Here is a 25,596-nt window from a genome sequence, read left to right on the forward strand (position 1 = left end):
AAGTTAGAGCGTTCCCTGGATCGCGGATTCGCTCAGGCGTTGCAGAGCGGCCACGGCCCAGAGTGTTCTCAGTGTGTGGGAGCGGGGCTTGCCCTGCAATGCGCCAAGGCGCCACTGGCGCGAATGGCAGGATTGTGGCAGTTGAGCTCCAAATCACTGACATATTCTACAGCTAAGTTAGGGCAGAAGCCTGCTGGGCAAGGGGTTTTAGGGGATCTTAACGCAATTTTCTGGGAGACAAGAGACTGCATATACCCAGTTGGCTCGGATCCGACAGAAAGCTAGGGCTCACGACTCGGGTCGGAAGTAGGCCCGCATCACCTCTCGAAAGATGGGAGCGGCCCGTGATCCACCGCCACCGCCGCTGTTTTCCAGAAAGACCACGACCACCAATTCGGGCCGGTCGTAGGGAGCATAGCCAACATACCAAGCGTGGGATCGCCGCGGCGGATCCTCTGCGGTGCCGGTTTTACCAGCCGTTGGGGGAAATCCTGGCCCCAGGTTGGCGTTGCCGCCAGTGCCGTAAACCACGACATCTCGCAGCCCCTGCTGCAGGATCTCCAGGGTGGCAGGGGAAAGACCTACCTTTTGGCGCAGCGGCACAGGGCTTTCCGGGATCACCTGGTGCGAGAGCAAGGGGCGCACCCGCCAGCCCCCATTGGCCACTGCCGCCGTTACCACCGCCATTTGCAGCGGCGTAGCGGTAATAAATCCCTGGCCGATGGACATGTTGACCGTGTCGCCCACATACCAGGGCTCGCGCCAGTGGCGCTGCTTCCACTCAGCATCCGGCACCAGGCCAGCAGCCTCCCCTTTGAGGCCAATCCCGGTCAGTTGTCCCAACCCAAAGCGGCGCGACCATTCTTGCAAGGGGGCAGCCTTGGTGCCGAGGGCGATTTGGTAGAAAAAGGTGTCGCTGCTGTAGGCCATCGCCTGCCGGTAGTTCAGCCGCCCGAAGCCGGCCCGGTTCCAGTCCCAAAAGCGCCACCCTCCCACCTGGATGTAGGGGCCGGTCTGCAGCACCGTATTCGGGGGAAAGGCTCCCGACTCAATCCCGGCAGCGGTGGTGATGATTTTGTAGGTGCTGGCGGGGGGATAGGGCCGCAGGCCGCGGTTGAGGAAGGGAAAATCCTGCTGCTGCAGGCTCTCCCACTGGGCTTGGGTGATGCGGCTGGAAAAGAGGTTGGGATCAAAGGTGGGATAGCTGGCCATGGCCAGGATCGAGCCATCGCTGGGATCCATGGCGATCACCGCTCCTTTTTGCTGGCCGAGGGCTCGCTCTGCCGCCTGCTGCAGCCGCACATCCAAAGTGAGCTGCAGGGTGTTGCCCGGTTGGGGCGCTTGTTCTCCCAGCACCCGCAGCACTTCCCCCATAGCGTCCACCTCCACCTGTCGCCCTCCCCATTGGCCGCGCAGATGGCTCTCAAACAATTCCTCCACTCCCATCAGGCCGACAATATCCCCCAGGCGATAGCTGGGATCCGCCCGCAGTTGTTCCTGCGAGATCTCGCCGGTATAGCCCAGCAGATGAGCGGCCAAGTCGCCGTGGGGATAAAACCGCACCGTCTCCGCCTCCACCATCACTCCCGGCAGCTCGCGGCTCATCTCCTCCAGTTGAATGACCACCTGGGGGCTGGCGTTGCGCAGGATGCGCACGGGAAACGGGGAACGATATCCAGCCTGTTCTAGCTTTTGGGCGATCTCCTCAGGGGCGATGTTCAAGTGGTCTGCCAACTTGGGGATCATCTCCTGCCAGCGCTGCCGCGACTGCACCAGAGGCCAGAGGAAGACCGAGTGGGACAATCGGCTGCCCGCCAGCAATACACCGTTGCGATCCACAATGCGTCCGCGTTCTGGCGGCTGGGGCAACAGGCGAATGCGGTTGGTATCGGCCAGCTGGCGGTAATACTGGGTGCGCGCCAACTGCAGGTAGGCCAGACGGGATCCCAGCCCTCCAAACAGCAGCAGACTGGTCAGCAAGAGCAAGACAACGGCCCGATAGCCCTGCCCCACCGTTTTGGCCGATGCGGATCCCAGCCAGCGAGGGCTACCGCCGTCCGGCAGGGGTGGGGGAAGTACCCGGCGGGGGGCAGGCGGTCTGGAATGGGGGGAGAACAGGGCTTGCGGATCCCGTCCTGCCAAGGTGTGGGGGCTTCGCGCGGCGTTGCTGACGGGGTAGAGTTTGGCCATGAAATTGCCAGAAGAATTGCAACCGATACACCCAAAATCGAGAGGAGATGCCCGCTCTCGGGCAGGCAGTCTCAGCATCCATCCAGTATCCCTGGCTGCGGCAAGCCTCGTCCAGGAGTGGCAGCGTGGATAGAGCAGAACAACAACGGCTGCGCCAGGCTGCCTGGCTGATGGTGGGCAATGGCCTGCGCCTGGGGTTGTCCGGGGCCTATTTCATCCTCTTGGCGCGGCTGTTGGGGCCGGAAGCCTTCGGGGTTTTCTCTGCCATCTTGGCCTGCAGCAACCTGGCCGCCCCGTTTGGCTATTTGGGCCAATCGGAACTGCTGATCCAGCGCCTCAGCCGGCAGGGATCCCCGACTTGCACCCAGGGGATTGGCCCCAGCTTATGGTTGGCGGGATTGGGCTGTGGGGGGATGGCGCTGGTGTTGTGGCCCCTCTTGAGCGTTTGGCTGGCCGGGACGCCAGCAGCGGTGGTGGGGGTATTGCTTTTGAGCGATCTGCTGTTCATCGCGGTGCCAGAGGTGTACAGGGGGATCCTGATCGGGAGAGAGCAGGCTGCTGGGGTAGCCCTCATCGACACGGGCATGGCGCTGGGGCGATTGGGGGCAGTGTTGTTGGCGGTGGCCTTGGGCTGGGGATCCCTGGTGCAATGGGCTGTTCTGTACGGCCTGATGGTGTTGGTCGTGCTGCTGCTGATCGCGAGGGGGATGGGGCGGTGGAGCGAGCCTTCTCCCCCCTTGGCCCTGAGCTGGCGAGATCTGCGGGAACGGCTGATAGCGGGCTGGGACTTTGCGGTGGGGCTGGCCGCGGTGAAAACCTTCACCGATTTGGATAAGCTGCTCTTGCCCCGTTTGGCCTCAGCAGCGGCGGGGGGTCTTTACAGCGCTGCCTATCGGGTGATCAACTTCTCGCAAACGCCGATGATCGCCCTGCTCACCAGCCATTTTGCCGAGCTGTGCCGCCAAGGGCAGAAGGGCCTTCCGCAAGGCTGGCGCTACGCCTGTCACCTTTCCCCTTGGGTGGTGGGCTACGGCAGTTTGGCTGCTCTGGGGCTGGCCCTGGGATCCTACGGAATCCCTTGGGTGCTGGGATCGGCTTACCGGGAAACGGCCCTCATCCTGCGCTGGCTCAGCCCGGTCATTTTGCTGGAAGGGATCCACCTTTTGCTGTCTCACCTGCTCACCGGGGCAGGGTTGCAAAAGCCCCGCAGCCGTCTGCAACTGATGGCTCTGGGGCTGAATGGGCTTTTGAATGCGGTTTGGATCCCAAGGTGGGGTTGGCAGGGGGCGGCCCTAGCGACCTTGCTGTCGGAGATGGCCTTGGTGCTGGCTTTGCTGCTGTTGATTGGGGGGCGATTGCACGCTCTGCAGAGATCTGGGCCTAGGGAGCCTTAACAATTTTGTAGGTGGCTTTGGCATCGGGGCCAAAGGTGATCACATCCCCCGACTTGAGCTGGTGGGTAGTCAATTTCTGGCCGTTGATCAACAAGCCATTGGTGCTGGGGCGACCTTCCAGATCCCCATCCAAAATGCGGTAGCAATATTCTCCCTCTCGCTCGGCGGGAATCCGCAGCAGCATGGCGTGGTAGCGGGAGGCATACTGAGAGTTGAGACAGATGTCGTTCGCCAAGTCCCGACCGATGAAGTATTTGGCGGATCCCAGCACCTGGGTACGGCGGCCATCTCGGTCTTCCACGATCAAGATGTGCTGGTGGGTACCGGAAGGAGAAGGCACAGATTCAACCATACTTCCGCTGTCAATACCAGTGTTTAACCGTACCTCAAACTATACCGAAGTTTAGCCTTCTTCCTGCTATCGCTGGGTCTGCAGAATCGCTCATCCAGCGCCCCAGAACTCTCGACCGATCCAGTGGGCTAGCGAGGAACATTCTGGAGCAATGAGCCGACCCATCCGGGGAAGAGGGTGTAAGCTCCTACCGCCCATTGGGCCATGCCCACCACCACCTCTGACTTGGACTGGCGAGCGGCATCCCAAATGGCTTCGGCAACTTCTTCCGGCTGGCTGACCCAAAAACTCTCCAGCGCCTGTTGCATTTGCTCACGGGCTTTGCCACCTGAGGTTTGGGCTTGGCTGTCGGGAGAGGACGCTGGCCCCACCTCATCCAGAAAAATGGCTCGCTTGAGGAAATTGCTGCTGACGATGCCCGGATGGACGCCGATCACCTGGATCCCTTGGGGTTGCAGTTCCAGACGCAGCGCTTCTGTCAGCCCACTGACCGCGTACTTGCTGGCACAATAGGCGCTCATCTGGGGCAGGGGCATTTTGCCGCCAATGGATCCCACGTTGATGATCTGACCTTTTTTGCGCTTCAACATGTCGGGGAGCACGGCTCGGATGGTGTGGAGGTAGCCCCAAAAGTTGACCGCCATCAAAGCCTGCCAGTGCTCCGGGGTGGTTTGCAAAAAAGGGCCACTCATGCAGATGCCGGCGTTGTTGATCAGGCAGTCGATGCGGCCATAGCGTTCTAGGGTTCTCTCCACCAGGTTTTGCACCTGTTCTGGCTGCGTGACATCGGTGGGAACGGCCAAGACCTCGGCATTTAGGCTTTGCTCTAGGTCGATGGCCGTTTGCTTCAGGGTTTCGGCAGTGCGGGCAGCCAGCGCCAATCGGTAACCCCCACGGGCAAAGGTAAAGGCAGTAGCTCTGCCGATGCCTTCAGAGGCGCCTGTAATTAAAACAACATCGGCCATCCTGCTTCTCCGCAAATCTGGACTGGGATCCCTCTACCTGTTGTAGCTTCTCCGAGAGTTAGGGATCCCTGCTTGGCTGAGGGCTTAAGATACTGAACGATAGCGAAGATAAGGTTTATGGCCTCTACCTACTCATTTGACATCGTCAGCGATTTCGATCGGCAGGAACTGGTGAACGCTGTAGATCAAGCCCGGCGGGAGATCAAACAGCGCTACGACCTCAAGGATACTCAGACGGAAATTGAGCTGGAGGAGGGATCCCTGACCATCACCACCGCCAACGACATGGCCCTCAACTCCATTCGGGATCTGCTTCTTACCAAAGCGGCCAAGCGGGGTCTATCCCTGAAGATCTTCGACTTCCAACCCCCAGAGAGCGCCGGCGGCAACCGAGTGCGCCAGGTGGTTCACCTGAAAAAGGGCATTGATGCCACACTGGCCAAACAGATTGCCAAGCAAATCCGCGACAACTTTAAGAAAGTGCAGCCTGCCATTCAAGGGGATCTGGTGCGCGTTTCCGGCAAGGATAAAGACGAGCTACAGGCGGTCATTCAAATGCTTAGGCAGCAGGACTACCCGGTGGCGCTGCAATTTGTCAACTATCGATAGGGATCCTCTGGGCTTCCGTATCTTTCCCCTCAACCTCTCTTGCAAGATTAGAGATCTCAGGATCTGTGAAATGTTGGGTTTAATGGCTGCTGGAAATGGTGATGGCCTACGCTCCTCAAAGCTTGAGTTTTCGGCCAATTGGGATAGGGGGCTCTGGTGAGAAATCTTGTGAAAGTAACCGTCGGAATCAAGCCAGCAAGTCTCTGAGAATCTCATTGGAAAATAGCCAGCCATCGGGCGGAATCAGCCGTAGCCGGCCTGCCTCACAACTGGCCCATCCCTTCTCAAAATAGGGATCCAGCTTCTCCAAAGCTTGCTCGACCTTTGGGTGGCCAAAACGCTCTTGCAAATGGCCCAAATCCAGACCTTCCTGTAAACGCAGCCCCAACATCAAAGTATCCATCCAAACTTCCTCTGGGGATGCTTCAGGAGGGAGAGGGTGGACTCCGACTTTCACCTGCTCGAAGTAGTGGTAAAGGGTTTTGGGCTGCTGAATGCGCCGTCCCCCCTCGTAGCCGACGGATCCCATGCCAAAGCCAAAGTAAGGGCGATTTTCCCAGTACACTCGGTTGTGGCGACAGGCGTAGCCGGGGCGGGCAAAATTGGAGATTTCGTAGTGGATGTAGCCCGCTTCGGTGAGCAGCTCCCGCGCCATTAGGTACATGGCAACTGTGGTTTCCTCGGTGGGCAAAGGCGCATCTCCCGGTCGGTACATCCGGCCAAATCGGGTTCCCGGCTCAATCGTCAGATCATAGACGGAGACATGGGTGGGGTTAATCTCAAGAACAGCTCGTAGAGACTGCTGCCAGTGTTCCAAAGTCTGGTAGGGCAGCCCAAAGATCAAATCCAGGTTGAAATTCTCAAAGCCCGCCGCCTGCAAGTCGGCCACGGCTTCGTAAACTTCCTCCACTCCATGCAGGCGACCACAAGCGGCCAGCAGCTCTGGCTGAAATGCCTGTACCCCTAGGCTGATGCGGTTGACCCCCAGCTCCCGGTAGCCCGCCAACTGCTCCCGCGTCAGGGTGCCGGGGTTGGCCTCCAGAGAAATCTCGCAGTCGGGATGAAACGGGATCCTCTCCCTCAATTGAGTCAAGATCCGCCCCACTTGCTCCACCGTCAGCAGAGAAGGGGTGCCACCCCCGAAAAAAATGCTGGTCAACGGTCTGGGATCCCCGGCCAGATGGCGGTAGCGGTAGGAGCTGCCGATCTCTCGGCAGAGCATTTGCACGTAAGTTTCTATCAACTCTCGGGTGCCCAAGCCCGTGGCAAAATCACAGTAGTGGCAGCGCTGCCGACAAAAAGGGATGTGCAGGTAAGCTGCTTCAGGCCAATCAACCTGGTCGCGACAGGGTTGCAGAGCAGTATCGGTCGGAGTGGGATTGTGCAAAGCCGTTGCCACAGCCATGGGTCAGCTCAAACGGGATAGAACCACTATACTGATAGACTCCGAAACTCCTCACGAGGAGGGATCCCATGGGAGCTGTGCGCCTGGCGGTAATCGACTATGATGCCGGAAACTTGCATTCGGCTTGCAAAGGCTTGGAGCGTGCCGGGGCAGAGGTGCATCTGGTAACAGAGCCGGTCGGGCTGGAGCGTTTCGACGGGATCATCCTGCCGGGAGATGGGGCTTTTGATCCGGCCATGCAGCAGTTGCGAGAGCGAGGCTTTGTGGATCCCATCCGGGAGGCGGTGCAGCGGCAGCAGCCCTTCTTGGGCATTTGCATTGGTTTGCAGGTTTTGTTTGAGAGCAGCGAAGAGGGGGTGGAACCGGGGCTGGGCATCGTGCCCGGACGGGTGCAGCGCTTTCGGCCAGAGGCGGGCCTGCGCATCCCTCACATGGGCTGGAATCAACTGCAACTCACCCAAGCCCACTCTCCCCTCTGGGCAGGGATCCCCGATCAAACCTGGGCCTATTTTGTCCATTCCTATCACGGTGTGCCCAGCGATCCAGCCTGGGTGGCTGCTACCACCCAACACGGCAGCCAAACCTGTGTAGCCGCTATTGCCCGCGGCACCTTGTTTGCTACCCAATTTCACCCAGAAAAGTCCGGCCCCTACGGCTTGAAGATGCTGCGCAACTTTGTCGAGTTTGTTGCCCGTTGTTCCCCCTTATCTGCTCCCAGAGCCTAGTGCCCCATGAACTATTGGCTGATGAAATCTGAGCCCAGCATCTATAGCATCTGGGATTTGCAGCGGGAGGGCCAAACCCTTTGGGATGGCGTGCGCAACTACCAAGCCCGCAACTATCTGAAGGCAATGCAGCCTGGGGATCGCGCCTTTTTCTACCATTCCAATGCCGAGCCACCCGGAATTGCCGGTTTGATGGAGATCCTGGAAACCCACGTGGTGGATCCCAGCCAATTCGACCCTGCCAGCCCCTACTATGATCCCAAATCTACCCGCGAGGATCCCCGCTGGCATACGGTGCGAGTGCGGTTTGTCTCAGCCTTTGGGCGATTGATCCCTTTGGCTGAATTGCGAGACACCTTCACCCCAGAGGAGCTGGAAGTAGTACGACGGGGCACGCGACTGTCGGTCATGCCGGTTGCCGAAGGGGTGGCGAAACGATTGCTGGCGCTGATGGGAGTTTCTACGCAGTCTCCTCTATGATGGGCGAGGCCAACCTGAGTGGGGCCAATTTGCGTGGCGCCGACCTAAGTGGGGCGGATCTAACGGGGGCGGATTTGCGAGGGGCCAATCTGTCGATGGACAACCTAAAGAGCGCTTTTCTGGAAGGGGCAATCTACAGTGCCAACACCCGCTTTCCCGCCGAGTTCGACCCAAAATTTGGAGGGGATGACATTGTTCGGCGCTGACTCCAGCTCACCGGCTTAACAAAGGAGGGGCGCGGGGAGCTATAAGTCCCGCGCTGTATGCAAAGCATCAGCGTCGGGATACATGGACTCCCCGCACTTGTCGATTCTCTCGATGGGATAAGACAAGTATTTACCATCAGCCATGGCCTGTGCAACAATGCAGTATAGTACCCAGGGACTCTGGGGAACGGAAACCGCCTGCCAAGTCGGTCTGTCGGGGGTCTATGACCTAGATAAGTGGCGTGGGGCAGGAATGCCTAACCGCGAGGTTAGGAAGCCCGCACTGTACCCGTAGGGTCAGCGTCGGGAGGATGTCACAATTCATGAGCCAAAAGCTGAGAGCCCCCAGCGCTGTAAGCTATCAAAGGCCGCGTAGGCCGTCAGATCCGGCTGCAGGGGCGTAATCGATACATAGCCTTCCGCAACGGCCCGCACATCCGAGCGGGGATCCACCCCCTCTTCCACCACCTCTCCTGCCAGCCAGTAGTAGGCCTTGCCGCGCGGATCCACCCGCTTCTCGTAGATATCGGTGTATTTGCGCCAGCCCAGAGGAGCTAGAACCATGCCGCGCATCTCGGCAGCCGACAATGGCGGCACATTCACATTCAACAGCATGGGCTCCCCCAAGGGCTTCAAGCTCAGTTTCTCCAGCAACGTCAGCACCACTTGCGCTGCCGGCTGAAAATCCTGATGGGTAAAGCTGGCCAGGCTCACCGCCAAACTGGGGATCCCTTCCAGCAGCCCTTCCATCGCTGCCGATACGGTGCCGGAGTAGAGCACGTCGGTGCCCAGATTGGCTCCCTGATTGATGCCGGAAATCACCCAATCGGGAGGATGATCCAATAGCCCGTCCAGACCTAACTTGACACAGTCGGAAGGTGTGCCCGAACAGGCCCAGGCCTGCACTCCTGGGGGAAATCCTTCCCGCACCGGATCCACCCGCAGCGGCTTGTGCAACGTCAAGGCATGGCCGGTGGCCGAGCGCTCCCGATCCGGACAGACCACCGTGATCCGATGTGCGCCCAGCCGAGCCAGAGCAGCGGCCAGACAACGTACCCCCGCCGCCTGGATGCCATCATCGTTGCTGATGAGAATGTTCATCGCAGCCACCCCACACCCGCCCTTAGACATACACCAGTCTGACCCAACGATCCGCTCTGATCCCTCAGGTAGCCAAGTTCAGCGACGAAATCTGAAAATTCACGGCCTCTTGAGGTTATTATTGGACGTAGCCTTTCGAACAATATCAGTAGGAACACAATGTCACCCCATGAGGTCAAGTGCCATTATGAAGCTAAGGTAAAGTAAACCCTGCGGTTTCCTTCCTCTTTGTTGTGCCTTCTTGTTTGCATCTTGCTGTTTCCTCATCCATATCCCCTTGAGACTCCTTCCCGCTAAAGCGAACAGCGGGGCAAAGCTGGGGAGTCTGTAAAACCCATCAGGTCGCTCGAGCGACAGGAAGTTGATCTCATGTCACTTGTTTCCATCACATCGGCAACAGAGGCTCAGGAATGGCGTGAGCTTTGCCAGTGGGCCGAGGAGCACTACCGCTGTCGCACCTTTCCCAAAGACGTGCGCATCCCCACCCGTCCGGGATTGGTGTACATCACCCAAGAGGGGGTGGTGCGCTTGGTCAGCCAAACTCCAGAGCGGCGGGAGGTCTTTGTTGGGTTTATCACGGCTGGGTTTCCCTTTGAGCTGAGCAACCCAGAGCGCTTTGAGTTAAAAGCCTGCACCCACGCCGACCGCACCACGGTGATGTGGTTCTACTGGCAAGACCTGGAGCAGTGGCCCTACTTGCACCAGAAAGTCCAGGAAAACTTTCGCCAGCAACTGCAACGGAAGCTGCTGTGGTTGGGAAACTTGGGCCAACGGCGCGCCATCGACCGCCTCAAGGGCTTTTTGAGCCTGTTGATCGAGGAGTATGGGCAGCCCTGTGAACAGGGGATGTATCTTCCCTGGCCCCTTACCCACGCCCAGATTGGGGATGCCATTGGGGCCACTCGTGTGACGGTGACTCGCCTTCTGGGATCCCTGCGCTCGAAAGGGTTTGTGCAGGTGCTGGATCAAAACTTAATCTGCATTCCCAACGGGGTGAAGCTCCAGCCCACTCCGAAGAAGGCGGCCAGCGCCTAGCCCTGCTGTCTAAAGCGTTATGCCTACGGCACCCTGTCAAAAACTGCACTGCTGACCAAGAAAACTGGGTTGCCAGCCCCGCCCTAAGGCCTACGGCCCGCTGACGCAACCAGGTCGGCTTTGTGCTATGGTGTTGAATGAACTCCGCCAACTTGAATATGGCGCAGTGTCAACAGGGAAAGTATCTGGGAGTTCATCCCAGTAGTTGGGGTCATAGCATCCCTCACCACTTGCAAAGGTGGTGTAGCCCAGGAAGTAGGAGTCATCCTGCAACCTGGGAAAGAATCCTTGCCATTTAGGGCAGGGAGAATGTCGGCGCTGTTGTTCCTTCACCTTTGCGCTACGCCTACTACCCCGGCTGTGTGGCCCAAGGGGCCTGTCGTGAGCTGTACGACTCCACCGACCAGATTGCGCGGCATCTGGGCATTGAACTGGTGGAGCTGGAGGCTGCTTCTTGCTGTGGTTCTGGCACCTTCAAAGAAGAATCGGAGCTGCTGGAAGATACGGTAAATGCCCGCAACCTGGCTTTGGCCGAGGCGCTGGGGTTGCCGATGCTCACCCACTGCAGCACCTGTCAGGGGGTGTTGGGCCGCGTGAATGAAAAGTTAAAAGCTGCGAAAACCGCGAATCCAGAGTACTTTCACCAGGTGCAAGCCCTGTGCCAGAAAGGGGGCTGTGAGAGCCGTTACCAGGGCACAGGCGATGTGCGCCATTTGCTGTGGGTGCTGGTTCATGACTACGGCCTGGAGCGATTGGCCCAACAGGTCAAGCGGCCCCTCTTGGGGCTGCGCTGCGCTGCCTTCTACGGGTGTTATCTGTTGCGGGCCTACGACATCTCCCGCTTTGATGTGGCACGGGATCCCCGTTTGATGGAGGATCTCTTCGAGCGTTTGGGGGCCACCCCTGTTTGGTATCGCGGGCGCACCCAGTGTTGCGGCTGGCCCATTTCCAGCTATGCCCCGCAGCAGTCTTTCTCGATGGCAGGCCGGCATCTTCTGGAGGCCATAGAGGCGGGAGCGGATTGTTTGGTCACCCCCTGTCCCCTGTGTCACCTCAACTTGGACTCTCGGCAGCCGGAGGTGGAAGAGGTGATCGGGCGCAAGCTGGGGATCCCGATCCTGCATTTGCCACAATTGGTGGGCCTGGCCCTGGGGATCCCGGCGAAAAACTTGGGACTGAACCGCCATGTGGTGCAGGTGGAAAAAGCCCTGCAGAAAATAGGCTGCTGATCTTCCAACCTCTCTGCCTTTTTCCGGCAACACCGACTGCAGCCAACACAGACCTATCTTTTGGGTGAAGGCGAGCCCACTTACTCTTCAATCCGGATCAAGAAAGGCGCAAAATCCGCCAAATCCCACTTGATGGCTGGGGGATCCCTGGGCAAACATCAGGTGGGTTCTGCCTGGGAAGGATATGCTATTCTGCCCAGCAAGGTACCCGTCCCTGTTCAAAAACCGCAAAGTTCCTCTTAAATTCACCTACTCCTGCTTGGCAGCTCCCTATGGTAGTCTCGGATCCCTTTGGCCTTGTTGTGCAAGAAGTGCAGCAGGGCGGGTACGCAGACCGAGTGAAAAAGCTGGTTTACTTTGCCTGCACCAGCACATGGGAAGGCGATGTCAGCAAGTTGAGCCAGATAGATCTGAAAGCCCTGCTGGAGCAGCTTTGCCGTGAGCACGCTACCCTTGATGCTTTGGGCCAACGCTTTCGAGAGGCCATCAGCCGCATCAACAAAAAAGCCGAGTATGCCCGCGTCGCCAAGATGCTGCTGAACAAGCTACAGCCTCTGTATCAACAGCCTCAAGCGGATCCCTCAGTTTGGGCTACGCCCTCGCCTGTTTTGTCCTTGGAATATGGCGGTCTGCAACTGCAAAAGCAAGACTATGATCCCTTCGAGTTGCGGGCAGGGGTGATGCGGCAAACCAGTCCTTTGCGGGCCAAGCTGGTTCTGTTCACGGCTTTGTACCACAAAATAGAGCCCACCCTGCAAGGGTTGGCCGCCCTGCGACGCCACAGCCTGGACGAACTGCTCAGAGCCCTTTACGATGCCTGCCACTCCCCCCAAGAACTGGAAACCCGGCTGAAGGAGGCGGTGCAGCAGTTGCAGGAGCCGGATCAGGATGGCCAAGCCGCCAACGCCGTGCTGCAGATGCTGAAGCCTCTTTACGTTGAGGTGCCCCCGGAAACGGTCGCCGCTGGAGGGTTGGCTGCCGAGCTCCCCTCTGCCGATCTGGATTGGCTGAATACGGAAGATGCCGTTCGTGCCGGCAGGACAGAGTCCTTGTCCGGTTCCATGACTTGGATTGACGCTGGGATCCCAGAGGATGAGGAAGAGCCTGCAGAGCTTTCGGCTTTTGCGACCCCGGCAACACCACCCGCCCCCTCTTCTGACCTGCAACAGGAGCTCCCAGAGCCCTGCTGCCAACTGCTCCATCGCAGCGCCGGATCCCTGATGGTTGCCATCGAGAATACCCTGAGCGAGTTGGGCAATGCCCTGGACGAAGGGCTACAGGATGAGGATCCCGCCCAATATCTGACGCTCAAACATCAGGTGCTGCGCGGCTTCTTGAGGGATGTCGAGGGATCCGCTGCGATGTTCATGGGGATCTTGAAAAAGCTAGAACAATCGGAGTGGCGCTTGGTGCAGCCCCCTCACGTCAGCAGTGGGGAATACGCTTTGCCGGAGGCGATCACTGAGGTGCCCACCAACCTTGCGGATCCCTATGCTTCCCTGAGACAAGTCTTGGCCAGCAGCGAGCTGGCCCGGCAAAAGCCGCAGTTGGAGCAGGAGGTGATGCGCTTGGTGCGGCGCAGCGTCGGCTCTGTCAAAGCTGCTATCGAACAGGCCCTGAGCGAGTTGGGCAAGGCGTTGGATGAGCAGTTCCAAACCTGCACCCTAGAGGAAGCCTTGGTTCTCAAGTACCAAACACTACGCGCCTTTTTGCAGGAAGTGGGGGAGATCTCCACCAAATTTGCTGCTTTCTTGGATCGCATGGAGGAGGCAGAGCGCCGTCTGTTCGGGCTGGTTTGAAGCTCAAACCCGCTGTTCGGGGATCCCGTTCAACACTCACGATCAGCCGCGCCGAGTGTTGGGGAAACGCCTTGATTTTCTTCTAGAATGGCCGCTAGTTTGGATCCCCTCTCGCTTCTCTGAGCTCTCCCCCCTCCATCTATGGACGCCAAGGATCTGCTCCGGCTTTACCGGGCAGGACGAACCAACTTTGCGGGCGAAAACCTGGCCGCCCTCGACCTGAGCCGGGCCGATTTGATCGGGGTGGATCTCTCCCAAGCAGACCTGCACAGCGCCAACTTGATCTTCGCCTTCTTGGGGCGGGCCAAGCTGCAGAAGGCCAACCTCGTCGGGGCTAACCTCGGGGGGGCCAACCTCAGCCAGGCGGACTTGAGCGAGGCGGATCTCAGGGATGCCCAGTTGCACGGCACCACCCTACAAGGGGCAGATTTGCATGGGGCCAACCTGACGCTGGCTCTGTTGATCGATGCCAACCTGCTGGATGCGGATTTGCGTTGGGCCAACCTCACCAGTGCCAACTTGGGAGGGGCTTGCCTGCGGGGGGCCAATCTCCGTTTCGATAGCCGCCGGGGAGCGGTACTGCGCAACGCCAACCTCAGCCGCGCCGATCTCAGCGGAGCCAACCTGTCGGGAGCGGATTTGACGCGGGCCGACCTGAGCGGGGCCAACCTGAAAGAGGCCAGTCTGATCAAAGCCAACTTGCAAGGGGCCAATCTGCAGCAAGCCCGTTTGCAAGGGGCCATCCTGAGCGAGACCGACCTGAGGGGGGTTTCTTTTTTGGGGGCAGACCTGCAAGGGGCGCAGATGGCGCGGGCCAACTTGAAGGAGGCGATACTTCGCCAGGTGAATTTGACAGAGGCCAACTTAAGCGAGGCGGATCTGGCCGGGGCCGATCTTTCCGCGAGTTCTTTGTGCTCGGCCAAACTGGCGCGGACGGATCTCAGTCGGGCCAATCTGGCCGGGGCCGATTTGCGGTATGCCAACCTGGTGGACGCCTATTTGGGCCGCACCAATCTGGAAAATGCCGATCTCGGCAGCGCGATCCTAACCCGAGCCGATCTGAGCACAGCCAACCTCAGCGGGGCCAATTTGCGCGGGGCAACCCTGCTGGATGGACGGATAGGCTGATTTGACCGGCTCGCCGCCTCACAAGACGAGGATTCTTATCACTGGCTAAGACGGGGATCCGCCCTGGAAAAGGTGAGGTTTTCCCCTGCCGCAGAGGAGCCACAGCCGTTACCCTACAGGGGAAGGATGGGTCAGCAGGATCCGTGAACAGCCGCCGATTTCTGTCTTTGATGGAAGCTTTGTGGGCCGATCTGCCCTTGCCGGAATGGTTGCCGGGGGCAGGAGAGCGCTCGTGGCAGCAGACAGTGGCAGCTCTGCTCCAGCTCTGGCAAGAGGTTGGACAGTTTGGAGTGGTGATCGGTGGGCCGGTGTCTTGGTGGCCCCCCTGGGTGGTTCGGGAGCCGCTGCCCCAACTGCCGTCGCCCATCGACGCTCCAGAGCCAAACCTGAAGCTGCGGGAGCCGGCCCGTGAAGCCCCCTGGCTGTTTACCCCCGATCTGTCCCCTGAGTCAATCCTGACCCCTGGCCAGACGGTGATCCCTCTCCTGCCGCGGGATCCCCTGGTGGAGGAGCCTTTTTTGCTGGTGCTCACCCCTGTTTTTTCGGTGGTGGCCGCCCAAGGGCATCACCCCCACACGCGGCAGAGGGGGATGATGGTGTCTTTTGAGCCGGAAGTGGTGCATCGGGCTTGGCAGATCCTAGAGCAGCGGGTTCAACAGGGTAGGCCGGATCGCTTGCCCTTCTGGCAGGAGCTGATCAAGCACCATCCCCTCATGGAGCCTCATGTGCGGGTGCTGGCCCGCTTCAGCAGCCTTCTTCTGCTGGGAAACCTGGCCGAGTCGGGATCCCCGCCCGCTCGCTTACCCCCCGCCAGAGCCGAGAACTCCCCTGCGCCCACAACCCGGCCAGAAGATTGGCAGAAGCGGCGGTCTCCTCCTTCCCATGGCCAGCCTGCCGGTCAAGGCCAACAGAACAGCCTTTCGGAGGCAGAACTGTTGCGGGCTCTCATCCACGAGATCCAGACGCCCCTCAGCACCATCCGCACCTTGGTTAGTCTCATCCTGAAGCGGCACGATCTGCCGTCGCGGGTACGGGAATACGTGGAGAAAATTGACCGCGAATGTACTGAGCAAATCAACCGCTTCGGGCTGTTTTTCCAGGCTACAGAAACGGTGATGCCCGCTGCTACCCCACAGGAGGGGCGTCGGCTTCAGCTAGAGCCCATTGCGTTGGTGGACTTGGTGCGGCAAAATCTGCCTCGCTGGCAGGAGCAGGTGGAACGGCGGGGATCCCAACTGGAGCTGGAGATTCCCGATGAGCTGCCGGATGTGGTCAGCGATCCCAAGGCGCTGGAAGCGGTGCTGTTCGGCATGGTCGACCGCATTGCCCGCAGCACCCCGGCTGGCAGCCACATTCGCGCCCAGTTGGTCAGCGCAGGGGAACTGGTCAAACTCCAGTTTCAGGTCAACACCCCTGAGGACAACAACGTCGCTGCTGCCGCAGAGCCCAAATCCCCTCAGGCCATTGGGCAGTTGTTGGTCGTGCAGCCGGACACAGGTGCAGTAAGCCTCAGCCTTCCCGTCACCCAAACTCTGTTCCGCGCCTTGGGGGGCTACCTCACCGTGCGCCATCGCGCCCGTCGGGGGGAAATTCTCAACATCTACCTGCCCCGCCAGCTATAAGCCACCCGGTTGGGATCCCGATAGCGTCTCAGGATTGATATGGCGGATTGCAGGGGAGGTAGGGCTAGGATCGATCTGCCAGCGCCGGGAGAGTCTAGAGATTGGATCCATGCCGAGAGCCAGAAAAGTTGCTGAACACCATCCAGAGCCTGAACCCGTCTGCGGAGCCGGAGAACCCAAGGTCAAGGGGGTCACTCTTTCTGCCCAGCAGCTTTCCACTTTGCTTCACGAAATGCGCAATCCTCTCACCGCCCTGAGCACGCTGGCCAAGTTATTGCAAAAACGCTTGCCCCCCGAGGATCGCAACCACTGGATTGGCCTGAGCATTGAACAGGAATGCAAGCATTTGCAGGAGCTGCTGGCGGAGTTCGAGCGTTTGGACGGGATCCCGGCCCCCCTCCAGCTTCAGCCCCTCTCCTTGGCCGACCTGCTGCGGGAGTGGATTCCCATCTATCAAGCCTTGGCCGAAACCCAGGGACACCACTTTCAAGCCGTCCTGCCCCCTTCCCTACCCCCTGTACAAGCCGATCCGCGTGCCCTGCGGCAGGTGCTTGATAACTTGATCGACAACGCTTGCAAGTACACCCCGCCCCCAGGTGAGATCCGGCTGAGGGTGGAGTTGGGTGAAGATCCCTCAACTGCTTCGCAACGGGAAGTGTTCGTTGCCGTCTGTGACAATGGCCCCGGCATCCACCCTGAGAACCTGGAGCGGATCTTCGATCCCTTTTTTCGGGCAGATCTTTCTAAGCCAGGGCAGGGGCTGGGGTTGGCCATTAGCCGCGACCTGGCCACCCGGATGGGCGGAGATCTCCAGGTGGAAAGCTCCCCCCAAGGCTCCTGTTTTCGCCTGAGATTGCCCACAGGTTAGTAGGAAGATTGTAGAGATATGGGATGGCAGGTGCCGCCAAACGCTTGAACGCTACCCAGGAGCTGCAGATGGCCTCTTCTCCCCCAGCCAAACCCGAACCCCCTGCTGCCAGTCCAGCAGCCCGCATTCTGCTAGTAGATGATGAACCCGGCTTACGGGAAGCGGTGCAAGCCTACCTCGAGGACAGCGGCTTTGAGGTGATCCCGGCGGCCAACGCCCAGCAGGCTCTGCAACTGCTCAGCACGGCCCAGCCTCAGTTGATCATCTCCGACATCATGATGCCGGGCATGGATGGCTATCAATTTTTGGCCCAACTGCGAAAACTCGAGCCCTACAGCCATCTGCCGGTGGTGTTCCTCACCGCCAAGGGGATGACCGCCGACCGCATCCAGGGTTACCGGGCCGGTGTCGATGCCTATTTGCCCAAGCCCTTCGATCCGGAGGAGCTGGTGGCCATCGTCTCCAATCTCATTGAGCGATCCCGCGCTGCCAGCCCTTCGGAGGTGGTGGCCCGCGAGCTGGCCTCGATTCGCGCCCTGCTGTCGGAGCGCACCCTTGCCACAGCCACGCCTGCCCAGACCTCTGCCCCCACCCCCCTGCCCCCACCCATCAAGGTAGAGCTGACGCCGCGGGAACAACAGGTGTTGGAGAAGGTGGCAGAAGGGCTGATGAACAAGGAGATTGCCAAGCAGCTGCAAACCAGCGTGCGCAACGTGGAAAAATACGTCACCCGCCTGCTGAACAAGACAGGCACCAGCAGCCGCACCGAGCTGGTGCGCTATGCTCTCACCTATGGCTTGATTCGGCTGTAGCTCTCACCCCCAGCCCCTCTCCCCAAGGGAGAGGGGGGAAAGAGCTTACGGCTGTGGCTTGGGCGGCACGGTGACCAGCAGCTCCACCCCAAAGGCGTGATCCCCGGCAGGGTAGCTGGTAATCCCCAGCCCATCGATGCGGGTCAGCAGCTCACGGGCCTCCGGCTCCAAGCCTGCCAAACCACCCGGTAGTGTGGCCTCCAGCACTGTTCGGATCCCTTGCCAATTCAGCAAAAAGTAGCCGTAGTTGGGCTTGGGCAACTGATCGTAGAGGGTTTTCAGCGGCTCGGTTTGGGGAAGCAAATTGCCCTGGCGTTGGGCGAGGGTTTGCAGCGCCGCCGTGCTGCTGGTCACGATCAAATAGTTGCCTTCCCAGGCGCGGGTCAAAAGCGGGCGGTTAAACAAGGGATCCGCCCAGATCACCTGCCCACCGGCTTCCGTTACCCCTACTCCCGATTCTTGGGCCAGCCGATCCAACTGAGTCAGGGCCGCGTTGGCCTTGTCTTTTTGGCTGGTCTCGATCACCAGGGCTGCTCCCATGCCCTGCAACAGCGGATGGGCCTGGGCATCCGGTGCCACCAGCAAGGCCATCTCCCCATCCATCCAGGCCAGCAGATCTTTTTCCAAGTCCAAGCGAGTATTGGCGCGAAACTCAGCCCGCAGCTCCTCTAACGACTCTTTGACCGGCGGATCTTTCTCCAGCTCAGGCACAACGGCTTGCCAGCGCTGGGCGATCTGTTGGGTGGTCAGCACCGCCAGGGCATTGCCGGGCAGCCGCTGAATAAGTTCGCCGCGAGCCGGTTGCCACCCTCCCTGCCCCTGGGTTTTCGGATCGGTCTGGGTCAACATGCGCAGCCGCAGGCCCTGCTCCTGCCAGTGGGCAGCCATGGCCAAAGAGCGCAGGGGTTGCAGGGATCCCAGCGTCGCCGGATCCAGATCCTGCATCCAGTCTTGGAAAGACTCGGGATCCTCCTGCAAAGCCTGGAAGTTGAAGTAGGCAAAGGCCAGCGTGCCGCTCTTCTTGTAGAGATCGCCAACGGCGGTGCGGAAACTTTCGGAGCGGCCAATCGGCTCTGCTTCGCCGCGATACACAGCAATCGCCTGCTGCATCACCCTCGGGTCGTTGGCCACCGCCACAAAGCGGTTGCCAAACTCAGCAGTTACCCATCGCTCGCCCGGCTCTCCGTTGGTTTGCACATACAAGGTGACCCCTTGCTCCTGGCGCTGCTCGAAGTTGGCCCCTTCTGCTGCTGCCTGTTGCCGCACCTGGGCCAAGAATTGCCCAGACAAATCAGCGTTGCGGGTGCTGGCTCCAAACAGGATCCCAGGCACCGGCTCGGCAGCTCCGGGCACCAGATTGGGGATCACCACTGCCATCGTGAATTGCTCGCCAGCCCAAGCTTGCATCTCTTCCCGAGAGAACTCCTTGCCGGTTTCAGCCAAAGCTTCTGCCGTCCAGCTCTCCCACTGGGCCAAAAGGTCAGGGTGAGTGCGAAAAGATTCTTCCGGTTGGGTAGAAAAGGTCAGCACCAGGGGCGCCGACTGGGGAACCAGCGCGGTTTCCGGCAGAACATCGCCGGGCAACTGTACCTGTGGCCCTCTGAGTTGGCAGGATCCCAGGAGCCAAGAGCCCCCCACCGCCATCAACGTAAGGGAGAGAGGACGAAACCGGCACTGAAGTTGGGTCTTCATATCACACCTGCGACGAGCCGTCCTCTTGAGGATAGGCGATGGACTCAGAGCCTGTCTGTGATCGCAGCCTCATACATCGGAATATGTAGAAATTGTTACTTTGGCCGGGCGCGAGCGACCAACTCATCCACGTACTCGTTCCAGCGCAACCCTTCGTGAGCCTGGATCCAAACCACCTGCACCTGAGGGCACTGCTGCTTTAGCCGATACAGTTCCTGGATCAAATCCAGGTTTTCCACCGGGCCTGTGCGCCGCCGCCACCCCTGCGCTGCCCACTGCGACATCCAACGGTTGTAGGTTTGCACGCAGAGGTGGGAATCGCTGTAGATGGTGTCCACGCTGTTGCCTTGGGTGTCACGGCAATACCGCAAAGCCCGAATTAAGCCGGTCAGTTCCATGCGGTTGCTGGTGCTATCGGGATCCCCTCCCCAAAACTCTTCCACAATTTGATCATCTTGAACCACCACCACAGCCCATCCCCCTGGCCCCGGATTGGGAGAACATCCCCCGTCGGTGAAGATGCCACTGTGGGGGCAGGCAACCAGACGGCTGGGGCCCGCTCCTTTGCGGCTGTGCATCCGTGAAACCTTGGTCATGGTGCTCATCCGGCGCTAACGGCAACATTTGGGATCCCGGCTCGACAACAGACACTGCATCTTATTGCAGAAGGGCGTGCCGGCACCACTGTTTAGTGTATTCAGCTTCAGAAAAGCTTTGTTTCACACTATTAGCAGCATAAACCCCGTCAACATCAGCTTACGTGACACTGACGCACAAGGTTAAAAACAGTACGAACAAAAACCCCCAGAAAATCTGGGGGAGGAGTGGTGTGTTGAGGTGATGAATACTCGCATGATATCTCTCGAATTCGGTGAGTAGGCCAAACCGGCGATAGATCCCTGCGTTTTTTTGCAGAAATCATTGCAGATACTGGAAAGCATCAGACACTAGAGACCAGCGCGTCAAAACTGAGCTTATTTCATCTTGATCAGGTATAGTGCTCGCTCTCGGAGAACTACCTATTTAGACACCAGATGTAGAGAAGCCTTAATGACTTTATCCTACGCACCTGCCGCCGACACTAGGGGTTGTGTTAAGCCCAAATGGGCATAGAGACGGGAAAAGTCAAAATTTGCTGACATTAGCTCTTGGATGCAGCGGACTTTCACCTCCTCGTGTAGGCGAATCTGCCCAAAAACCCGTTCGATGCGGTTGATGGTGGTGAAGGTGTCCAGATCCACCGAGAGAATCGGCACTTCCAGCTCTTCTGCTCGAGACCGAATGCGGGGATCCAGAGGGAGCTTGCCGGTCAAGATCAGGCAGAGGGTGGAAGTTTCTAGGGCGGCCAGTTGAATATCGGTGCGGTCTCCGCCGGTGATCACCGCCTTGTGATCCAGCTTACGGAAGTACTTCAAGGCCGAGTTGACGTTCATCGCCCCTACCGCAATGTCTTCAACCATCAGGTCCATCCGATCCGGACAGCAGAGCACCTCGGCACCCAGTTGCCGCACCAACTCCCCAACGCTGATGCTGCGCAAAATGCGATGGGAGGGCAAAATCCCCAGCACCGGGATCCCGTGTCCCTCCAAAAAAGGCCGAATGATCGTTTTTGCCGGTTGCATTTGGTCAGGTGGCACATCGTTCAGCAGCACGCCTGCCAAGCGGGATCCCAGTTGACGATGGACAAAGAGAAGAGAATCAACAGCCAAGGAGGAATGGTAGCGACTGATCAGCAGTACCGGAGCATCCAGGGCTTGGGCCATCTTGGCCAGCGACAGGCCAAACAATTCCCCCTCGTAAAGATCGGCTGGGCCTTCCAGCAGCACCAAATCGGCAGGGGAGCGCTGGACAAACTCCAACAGAGGGGCAACCGGGCACTCTGGAGCTGGATCCCCGGGAGCTCGCTTCATTTGAGCCAGCAAAGCCTCTTCGTTGAGCCGGAGCAGCATCGGCGGCATTTGATCCATCGTCAGCCGCAGAGACTCCGCCACAAAGCGCATATCCGGATCGCCCCCTTCCAGCGAGCAATCTTCCCGCTCGCAAGAACCGATGGGCTTCCCATAGGTGACTTTTATCCCTTGCTGCTGCAGATGCTTGGCCAAACCCAAGATGGCAGCCGACTTACCGCTGAAGGGCTCAGTAGAACCAATTAAAAGGAACTTGGACACGGATGGCTCCCGGTAACGAGAGGGACGAAGGGATCCCTTACTCAGTCTAACGGAGGCTGCTCTCTCCTCAGTTCTGGACTAACCGATTAGGATCGACTCTTCAGGGTAGGTTACCAACGGGCGGGGCTGTTGTTGAGCCAAGGCCAAGACAATCGTCAATGCCCCCAACCGGCCCCAGAACATCACCAGCACAATGATCAGTTGGCCAAACCAGTTGAGCTCCCCGGTAAAGCCCGTCGAGAGGCCGCAGGTGGCAAAGGCGGAGATCACTTCAAACAACACCGGATCCAACCTACTGTTACTGTGGGTCAGCAAAATCAACCAAGCCGCCAACAATACCACAAACAGAGAAACCGTTAACACCGCTGCCGCCTTGCGCACCATGGAGGGATCCAAGCTGCGCCCGGCAATCTGAGCGCTGGGCAAACCGCGGGCATAGCCCCAGAGGGCCAACACCAACACCGCCAAGGTGCCGGTGGTCATGCCGCCCCCCATAGAAGCTGGGGCTGCCCCAATAAACATGAGAGCCATCAGCAGCAACTGGCTTGCCGGGGTCAAATCCTCAATGGGGATCCCGGCAAACCCAGCCGTTCGGGCAGAAACCGACTGAAAAAACGTCAGGCCCAAGCGGCGGGGCCAGCTTACCTCCAGCAGGGATCCGCCGGGCAAGCTCTCTCCCAAAAACAAGCCAATGCCGCCCGTGCAGAGCAAAACCACCACCACGCCCAGGGTAATCCGGGTGTGCAGAGAGGGGCGGTGGCCCCGTGGCCAGGTTAACAAATCCGACAAAACTGGGATGCCCAAACCGCCGATAAAAATCAGACCGGCCAAAATCGCCAGCGACAGACCGTCTGTAGGGATCCCTTCCCGGCCAAACAGGTCAAATCCTGCATTACAAAAGGCCGACACCGCGTGAAAAATAGCCAGAAAAACTGCCCGCCCCGGCCCATAGAGATCCCGCCAGTGCACCCAGAGCAGCAGAGCCCCCCCCAACTCAATGAGAGTGACCCCCAGCAGCACCCGCCGAGTCAATTCCAGGATCGCCCCCGGATCGATTAGACCCAGCGAATTGCACAGCGCCAAGCGATTGAGGAGGGAAATGCGCCGCCCGATCAATTGAAACACCACCACCGCCAACACCATGAAGCCCACCCCGCCAATCTGAATCAGGATCAGCAGCACAATCTGGCCCAACAGGGTGAGATCCTCCGCCGCCACAATCGTCGAGAGCCCCGTCACGCTCAGGGCCGACATGGCCGTAAACAGCGCCTCATTCCAGCTCAAGGGATCCCCGCGCCCGATCCCCGGCAACATGAGCACCAAAGTTCCCACCACTGCCAAGAGCCCCAACCCTACAACCAGGCGCAATGGCGGTGGCAGCGGGCGACGCCTGTCCCCCCCGAAAAACCACTGCAGACGATTCCCAAAGGCCCTAGAGGACTGAGACAATGCCGAGCCCGGTGTCGGCAGGTGGCGGGCGCGGGATGGTACCGGTGGAACCAAGCGCTCAGAGCCCTCCTCTCGCGGAAGCGGGACGGAGCCCTCTCTCATCGGAGCCCTCCCTACATTTCATTCAGCCGCGAGATGTTGGTATTGGCCCCCAGAACCACCAGCAAATCCCCCTTTTCCAGCAGGTAGTCTGCGGGGGGAGAGACCACCAGCGATTGCTTTCGCTTCACCACCAGCACCGTGATGCCGAAGCGGCGACGCAGATCCGACTCCGCCAGCGTATGGCCCACCAACGCCTCCGGCACCTGTAATTCCGTAATGCTGTAGCCCGGCTCCAGCTCTAGCTGATCTAGGATCCCCGGTGCTGTCAACACCTGAGCCAAACGGCGCCCTGCCTCTTGCTCCGGCAACACCACCCGATCTGCCCCCACTCGCAGGAGAATAGAGCGTTGCCGCTCGGTCGACGCCTTACAGACCACATTGCGCACCCCCAGACTTTTCAGGGCCACCGTCGTCAGCAAATTGCTCTCAAAATCGCTGCCAATGGCCACCACCACCGTGTCGAAGGAGAGGATATCCACCGCTCGCAGCGCATCTTCATCGCTGGAATCGAGGGCCACCACCTGCGTCAGCTGATCCGCCAGGCGCTGCACGATCTCACGGCTGCGGTCGATCCCCAAGACATTGTGCCCTCGCTCCATCAAGGTGAGAGCCAAGCTAGAACCAAAGCGCCCCAGACCAATTACCGCATATTCACGATCCACCCGCTGTCGTTCGCGCCAGCGGAACGCAGTCCCTGCCATAGGATCTCCTGCCCCCTCTTTCAAGAACAGATCATAAGTTCATCCAGCAGGGATCGGAAGGGCCGCGACTCTAGGCCGACTCAGGCTTGGGCAGCGTAGAGGGGTGAGGAATCAGCTCGCGGGTGGAACGGCGCTCCACCATCTCTGCGGTGATGCGGATGTGCTTTAGGTCGCGGCGGGAGGGTGCCTCGTACATCACATCCAGCATTAGCTCTTCCACAATAGCCCGCAGGGCGCGAGCCCCGGTCTTGCGGCGATAAGCCTCTTTGGCAATGGCAGCAATGGCGGCAGGTTCAAACTCCAGTTCCACCCCGTCCATGCGCAACAGCTTCTGCGCCTGCTTGAGAATGGCGTTTTTGGGCTGCGTCAGGATCGCCTCCAGCGCCTTCTCATCCAGCGGATCCAAAGTCGCCACTACCGGGAGCCGCCCCGTGAATTCGGGAATCATGCCGTACTTGATCAAGTCTTCAGGCTCCAAAGCCTTGAGGGCACTGGCCATACGTTGCTCGCGGCTAACCGACAATTGCTCCCCTGGCTTGATAAAGCCCATCGATTTCTTGCCGATGCGCTGCTCGATCACTTTTTCCAGGCCAACAAAAGCCCCCCCGCAAATGAAGAGGATGTTGGAGGTGTCGATTTGAATGCAGTCTTGATAGGGGTGCTTGCGCCCTCCCTGGGGAGGCACGTTGGCTATTGTCCCTTCCAGCATCTTCAACAAAGCCTGCTGCACCCCCTCGCCGGAGACATCGCGGGTAATGGAGGGGTTCTCGCTTTTGCGGGCAATTTTGTCGATTTCGTCGATGTAGATGATGCCGCGCTGGGCCTCTTCTACGTCCATGTCCGCCACCTGCAGCAGGCGCAACAGGATGTTTTCCACATCCTCGCCCACATAGCCAGCTTCCGTAAGGGTGGTGGCATCCGCAACCGCAAAAGGCACATCCAACATGCGGGCCAGGGTTTCCGCCAGCAGGGTTTTGCCGGAGCCGGTGGGGCCAATGATCAAGATATTGGACTTCTGTAGCTCCACCTCATCCAGTTCCGAAACTCCGACGCTACCGGGGTTGGCCTTGGCAGCCAGACGCTTGTAGTGGTTGTAAACCGCCACCGACAAAACCTTCTTAGCTTTTTCTTGGCCAATCACATATTGGTCGAGATAGCGCATGATCTCCTGCGGCTTGGGCAACTGAGCCAGAGAAGGCAGGCTGCGGGAGGATTTTTTAGGAGCTTCACGCCGGCCGCCGGCAGGGGCGGCAGCAGGAGGAGTGTTGCCGTCGTAGAGTTCCTCATCCAAAATCTCGTTGCAGAGCTCCACGCACTCGTCACAGATGTAGACCCCCGGCCCCGCAATCAACTTACGCACCTGATCCTGTGACTTGTTGCAGAAGGAGCACTTTAGATGGGAGTCATATTTGGCCATGGGATCCTCGTTGCTGCTTGCTCTTGGCTATCCTAATCCGGCAAAAGCCAGAAGAAAACTAAACCTTCCAATCCAGTCGCAAATTGGCTGCGAAAGCGTAAGGAGGCCGAAGTTGGTGGAATCTCACTGACATACTAGTCTAGCATC

General features: G+C 59.2%; 23 protein-coding genes. 12 read left to right on the top strand and 11 right to left on the bottom strand.

Translation table 11 applies throughout. The features are described from left to right. Positions 1-288: 288 nt before the first annotated feature. Positions 289-2,190, bottom strand: coding sequence for a penicillin-binding protein 2 (gene mrdA / locus ACVWZ1_RS03270; RefSeq protein WP_457502510.1), 1,902 nt, complete (start codon positions 2,188-2,190; stop codon positions 289-291). Positions 2,191-2,315: 125 nt separating this feature from the next. Here mrdA and ACVWZ1_RS03275 point away from each other — a divergent pair, with 125 nt between their 5' ends. Next, entirely contained in the window at positions 2,316-3,584 is a 1,269-nt protein-coding gene (locus ACVWZ1_RS03275; protein ID WP_457502511.1) for a lipopolysaccharide biosynthesis protein, read from the top strand. On the opposite strand, the gene ACVWZ1_RS03280 is transcribed toward ACVWZ1_RS03275, so the two are convergent. Both ACVWZ1_RS03280 and ACVWZ1_RS03285 read right to left on the bottom strand, forming a co-directional pair. Then, on the bottom strand, positions 3,571-3,924 hold the full coding sequence (locus tag ACVWZ1_RS03280; protein WP_457502512.1) for an FHA domain-containing protein: 354 nt from the start codon (positions 3,922-3,924) through the stop codon (positions 3,571-3,573). The two genes, ACVWZ1_RS03275 and ACVWZ1_RS03280, sit on opposite strands and share 14 nt — an antisense overlap. A gap of 140 nt (positions 3,925-4,064) precedes the next feature. Continuing rightward, positions 4,065-4,901, bottom strand: coding sequence for an SDR family oxidoreductase (locus ACVWZ1_RS03285; protein WP_414388524.1), 837 nt, complete (start codon positions 4,899-4,901; stop codon positions 4,065-4,067). Positions 4,902-5,018: 117 nt separating this feature from the next. Between ACVWZ1_RS03285 and ACVWZ1_RS03290 the strand changes: the two genes are divergently transcribed. Further along, positions 5,019-5,510, top strand: a complete 492-nt coding sequence (locus tag ACVWZ1_RS03290) for a YajQ family cyclic di-GMP-binding protein (RefSeq protein WP_011432526.1) — start codon at positions 5,019-5,021, stop codon at positions 5,508-5,510. A 187-nt stretch (positions 5,511-5,697) separates the two neighbouring features. Here ACVWZ1_RS03290 and hemW read toward each other — a convergent pair whose 3' ends face one another. Then, complete coding sequence (hemW, locus tag ACVWZ1_RS03295) at positions 5,698-6,915, bottom strand: radical SAM family heme chaperone HemW (protein WP_457502513.1); 1,218 nt, start codon at positions 6,913-6,915, stop codon at positions 5,698-5,700. Positions 6,916-6,983: 68 nt separating this feature from the next. Here hemW and hisH point away from each other — a divergent pair, with 68 nt between their 5' ends. Genes hisH through ACVWZ1_RS03310 form a run of 3 tightly spaced genes read left to right on the top strand, consistent with a single transcriptional unit; the run spans position 6,984 to position 8,326 of the window. Then, positions 6,984-7,640 (top strand): imidazole glycerol phosphate synthase subunit HisH, encoded by a 657-nt coding sequence (gene hisH, locus ACVWZ1_RS03300; protein WP_414356491.1) that lies wholly within the window; start codon positions 6,984-6,986, stop codon positions 7,638-7,640. Positions 7,641-7,646: 6 nt separating this feature from the next. Beyond that, positions 7,647-8,120 (top strand): EVE domain-containing protein, encoded by a 474-nt coding sequence (locus tag ACVWZ1_RS03305; RefSeq protein ID WP_457502514.1) that lies wholly within the window; start codon positions 7,647-7,649, stop codon positions 8,118-8,120. After that, positions 8,117-8,326 (top strand): pentapeptide repeat-containing protein, encoded by a 210-nt coding sequence (locus ACVWZ1_RS03310; protein ID WP_414328915.1) that lies wholly within the window; start codon positions 8,117-8,119, stop codon positions 8,324-8,326. Before ACVWZ1_RS03305 ends, ACVWZ1_RS03310 begins: the two co-directional genes overlap by 4 nt. Positions 8,327-8,647: 321 nt before the next feature. Here ACVWZ1_RS03310 and surE read toward each other — a convergent pair whose 3' ends face one another. Then, entirely contained in the window at positions 8,648-9,427 is a 780-nt protein-coding gene (surE, locus tag ACVWZ1_RS03315; protein WP_457502515.1) for a 5'/3'-nucleotidase SurE, read from the bottom strand. Positions 9,428-9,796: 369 nt separating this feature from the next. Here surE and ACVWZ1_RS03320 point away from each other — a divergent pair, with 369 nt between their 5' ends. The 7 genes from ACVWZ1_RS03320 (at position 9,797) to ACVWZ1_RS03350 (ending at position 17,920) form a co-directional block, all read left to right on the top strand. Beyond that, positions 9,797-10,462 (top strand): Crp/Fnr family transcriptional regulator, encoded by a 666-nt coding sequence (locus tag ACVWZ1_RS03320; protein WP_414356496.1) that lies wholly within the window; start codon positions 9,797-9,799, stop codon positions 10,460-10,462. Between the two features lie 335 nt (positions 10,463-10,797). Next, positions 10,798-11,691: a CoB--CoM heterodisulfide reductase iron-sulfur subunit B family protein gene (locus tag ACVWZ1_RS03325; RefSeq protein WP_414356497.1), complete on the top strand. Its 894-nt coding sequence runs from the start codon at positions 10,798-10,800 to the stop codon at positions 11,689-11,691. 272 nt (positions 11,692-11,963) lie between these two features. Next, the gene (locus ACVWZ1_RS03330; RefSeq protein WP_457502516.1) at positions 11,964-13,490 is read left to right on the top strand and encodes a hypothetical protein; all 1,527 of its coding nucleotides are present in this window, start codon (positions 11,964-11,966) and stop codon (positions 13,488-13,490) included. Positions 13,491-13,631: 141 nt separating this feature from the next. Continuing rightward, on the top strand, positions 13,632-14,618 hold the full coding sequence (locus tag ACVWZ1_RS03335) for a pentapeptide repeat-containing protein (protein ID WP_457502517.1): 987 nt from the start codon (positions 13,632-13,634) through the stop codon (positions 14,616-14,618). A 170-nt stretch (positions 14,619-14,788) separates the two neighbouring features. Beyond that, the gene (locus ACVWZ1_RS03340; protein ID WP_457502518.1) at positions 14,789-16,240 is read left to right on the top strand and encodes a sensor histidine kinase; all 1,452 of its coding nucleotides are present in this window, start codon (positions 14,789-14,791) and stop codon (positions 16,238-16,240) included. Positions 16,241-16,349: 109 nt separating this feature from the next. Further along, positions 16,350-17,108 (top strand): sensor histidine kinase, encoded by a 759-nt coding sequence (locus tag ACVWZ1_RS03345; protein WP_414351954.1) that lies wholly within the window; start codon positions 16,350-16,352, stop codon positions 17,106-17,108. Positions 17,109-17,176: 68 nt separating this feature from the next. Continuing rightward, positions 17,177-17,920, top strand: coding sequence for a response regulator transcription factor (locus ACVWZ1_RS03350; protein ID WP_011432966.1), 744 nt, complete (start codon positions 17,177-17,179; stop codon positions 17,918-17,920). A gap of 45 nt (positions 17,921-17,965) precedes the next feature. Here ACVWZ1_RS03350 and ACVWZ1_RS03355 read toward each other — a convergent pair whose 3' ends face one another. The 6 genes from ACVWZ1_RS03355 to clpX all read right to left on the bottom strand — a co-directional run bounded on the left by ACVWZ1_RS03355 (position 17,966) and on the right by clpX (position 25,449). Beyond that, entirely contained in the window at positions 17,966-19,612 is a 1,647-nt protein-coding gene (locus tag ACVWZ1_RS03355) for a DUF3352 domain-containing protein (protein WP_457502519.1), read from the bottom strand. A gap of 95 nt (positions 19,613-19,707) precedes the next feature. Then, positions 19,708-20,208, bottom strand: a complete 501-nt coding sequence (locus tag ACVWZ1_RS03360) for a ribonuclease H family protein (RefSeq protein ID WP_457466591.1) — start codon at positions 20,206-20,208, stop codon at positions 19,708-19,710. A gap of 465 nt (positions 20,209-20,673) precedes the next feature. Next, entirely contained in the window at positions 20,674-21,780 is a 1,107-nt protein-coding gene (locus tag ACVWZ1_RS03365) for a phosphotransacetylase family protein (protein WP_457466592.1), read from the bottom strand. Positions 21,781-21,858: 78 nt separating this feature from the next. Continuing rightward, complete coding sequence (locus ACVWZ1_RS03370; RefSeq protein ID WP_457502520.1) at positions 21,859-23,331, bottom strand: TrkH family potassium uptake protein; 1,473 nt, start codon at positions 23,329-23,331, stop codon at positions 21,859-21,861. Between the two features lie 11 nt (positions 23,332-23,342). Continuing rightward, positions 23,343-24,032, bottom strand: a complete 690-nt coding sequence (locus ACVWZ1_RS03375) for a potassium channel family protein (protein WP_414329043.1) — start codon at positions 24,030-24,032, stop codon at positions 23,343-23,345. A gap of 70 nt (positions 24,033-24,102) precedes the next feature. Then, a complete protein-coding gene (gene clpX, locus ACVWZ1_RS03380; RefSeq protein ID WP_457466594.1) occupies positions 24,103-25,449 on the bottom strand; it encodes an ATP-dependent protease ATP-binding subunit ClpX in 1,347 nt (448 codons plus the stop codon). Positions 25,450-25,596: the final 147 nt, after the last annotated feature.

This window comes from Thermostichus sp. MS-CIW-25, assembly GCF_054060015.1.

What these genes read in the sequence shown, in the direction of transcription:
- mrdA (WP_457502510.1), bottom strand. Translation starts at nt 2,190, where the DNA reads ATGGCCAAACTCTACCCCGTCAGCAACGCCGCGCGAAGCCCCCACACC.
- ACVWZ1_RS03285 (WP_414388524.1), bottom strand. Translation starts at nt 4,901, where the DNA reads ATGGCCGATGTTGTTTTAATTACAGGCGCCTCTGAAGGCATCGGCAGA.
- ACVWZ1_RS03290 (WP_011432526.1), top strand. Translation starts at nt 5,019, where the DNA reads ATGGCCTCTACCTACTCATTTGACATCGTCAGCGATTTCGATCGGCAG.
- hemW (WP_457502513.1), bottom strand. Translation starts at nt 6,915, where the DNA reads ATGGCTGTGGCAACGGCTTTGCACAATCCCACTCCGACCGATACTGCT.
- hisH (WP_414356491.1), top strand. Translation starts at nt 6,984, where the DNA reads ATGGGAGCTGTGCGCCTGGCGGTAATCGACTATGATGCCGGAAACTTG.
- ACVWZ1_RS03305 (WP_457502514.1), top strand. Translation starts at nt 7,647, where the DNA reads ATGAACTATTGGCTGATGAAATCTGAGCCCAGCATCTATAGCATCTGG.
- ACVWZ1_RS03310 (WP_414328915.1), top strand. Translation starts at nt 8,117, where the DNA reads ATGATGGGCGAGGCCAACCTGAGTGGGGCCAATTTGCGTGGCGCCGAC.
- surE (WP_457502515.1), bottom strand. Translation starts at nt 9,427, where the DNA reads ATGAACATTCTCATCAGCAACGATGATGGCATCCAGGCGGCGGGGGTA.
- ACVWZ1_RS03320 (WP_414356496.1), top strand. Translation starts at nt 9,797, where the DNA reads ATGTCACTTGTTTCCATCACATCGGCAACAGAGGCTCAGGAATGGCGT.
- ACVWZ1_RS03330 (WP_457502516.1), top strand. Translation starts at nt 11,964, where the DNA reads ATGGTAGTCTCGGATCCCTTTGGCCTTGTTGTGCAAGAAGTGCAGCAG.
- ACVWZ1_RS03335 (WP_457502517.1), top strand. Translation starts at nt 13,632, where the DNA reads ATGGACGCCAAGGATCTGCTCCGGCTTTACCGGGCAGGACGAACCAAC.
- ACVWZ1_RS03340 (WP_457502518.1), top strand. Translation starts at nt 14,789, where the DNA reads ATGGAAGCTTTGTGGGCCGATCTGCCCTTGCCGGAATGGTTGCCGGGG.
- ACVWZ1_RS03345 (WP_414351954.1), top strand. Translation starts at nt 16,350, where the DNA reads ATGCCGAGAGCCAGAAAAGTTGCTGAACACCATCCAGAGCCTGAACCC.
- ACVWZ1_RS03350 (WP_011432966.1), top strand. Translation starts at nt 17,177, where the DNA reads ATGGCCTCTTCTCCCCCAGCCAAACCCGAACCCCCTGCTGCCAGTCCA.
- ACVWZ1_RS03355 (WP_457502519.1), bottom strand. Translation starts at nt 19,612, where the DNA reads ATGAAGACCCAACTTCAGTGCCGGTTTCGTCCTCTCTCCCTTACGTTG.
- ACVWZ1_RS03360 (WP_457466591.1), bottom strand. Translation starts at nt 20,208, where the DNA reads ATGACCAAGGTTTCACGGATGCACAGCCGCAAAGGAGCGGGCCCCAGC.
- ACVWZ1_RS03370 (WP_457502520.1), bottom strand. Translation starts at nt 23,331, where the DNA reads ATGAGAGAGGGCTCCGTCCCGCTTCCGCGAGAGGAGGGCTCTGAGCGC.
- ACVWZ1_RS03375 (WP_414329043.1), bottom strand. Translation starts at nt 24,032, where the DNA reads ATGGCAGGGACTGCGTTCCGCTGGCGCGAACGACAGCGGGTGGATCGT.
- clpX (WP_457466594.1), bottom strand. Translation starts at nt 25,449, where the DNA reads ATGGCCAAATATGACTCCCATCTAAAGTGCTCCTTCTGCAACAAGTCA.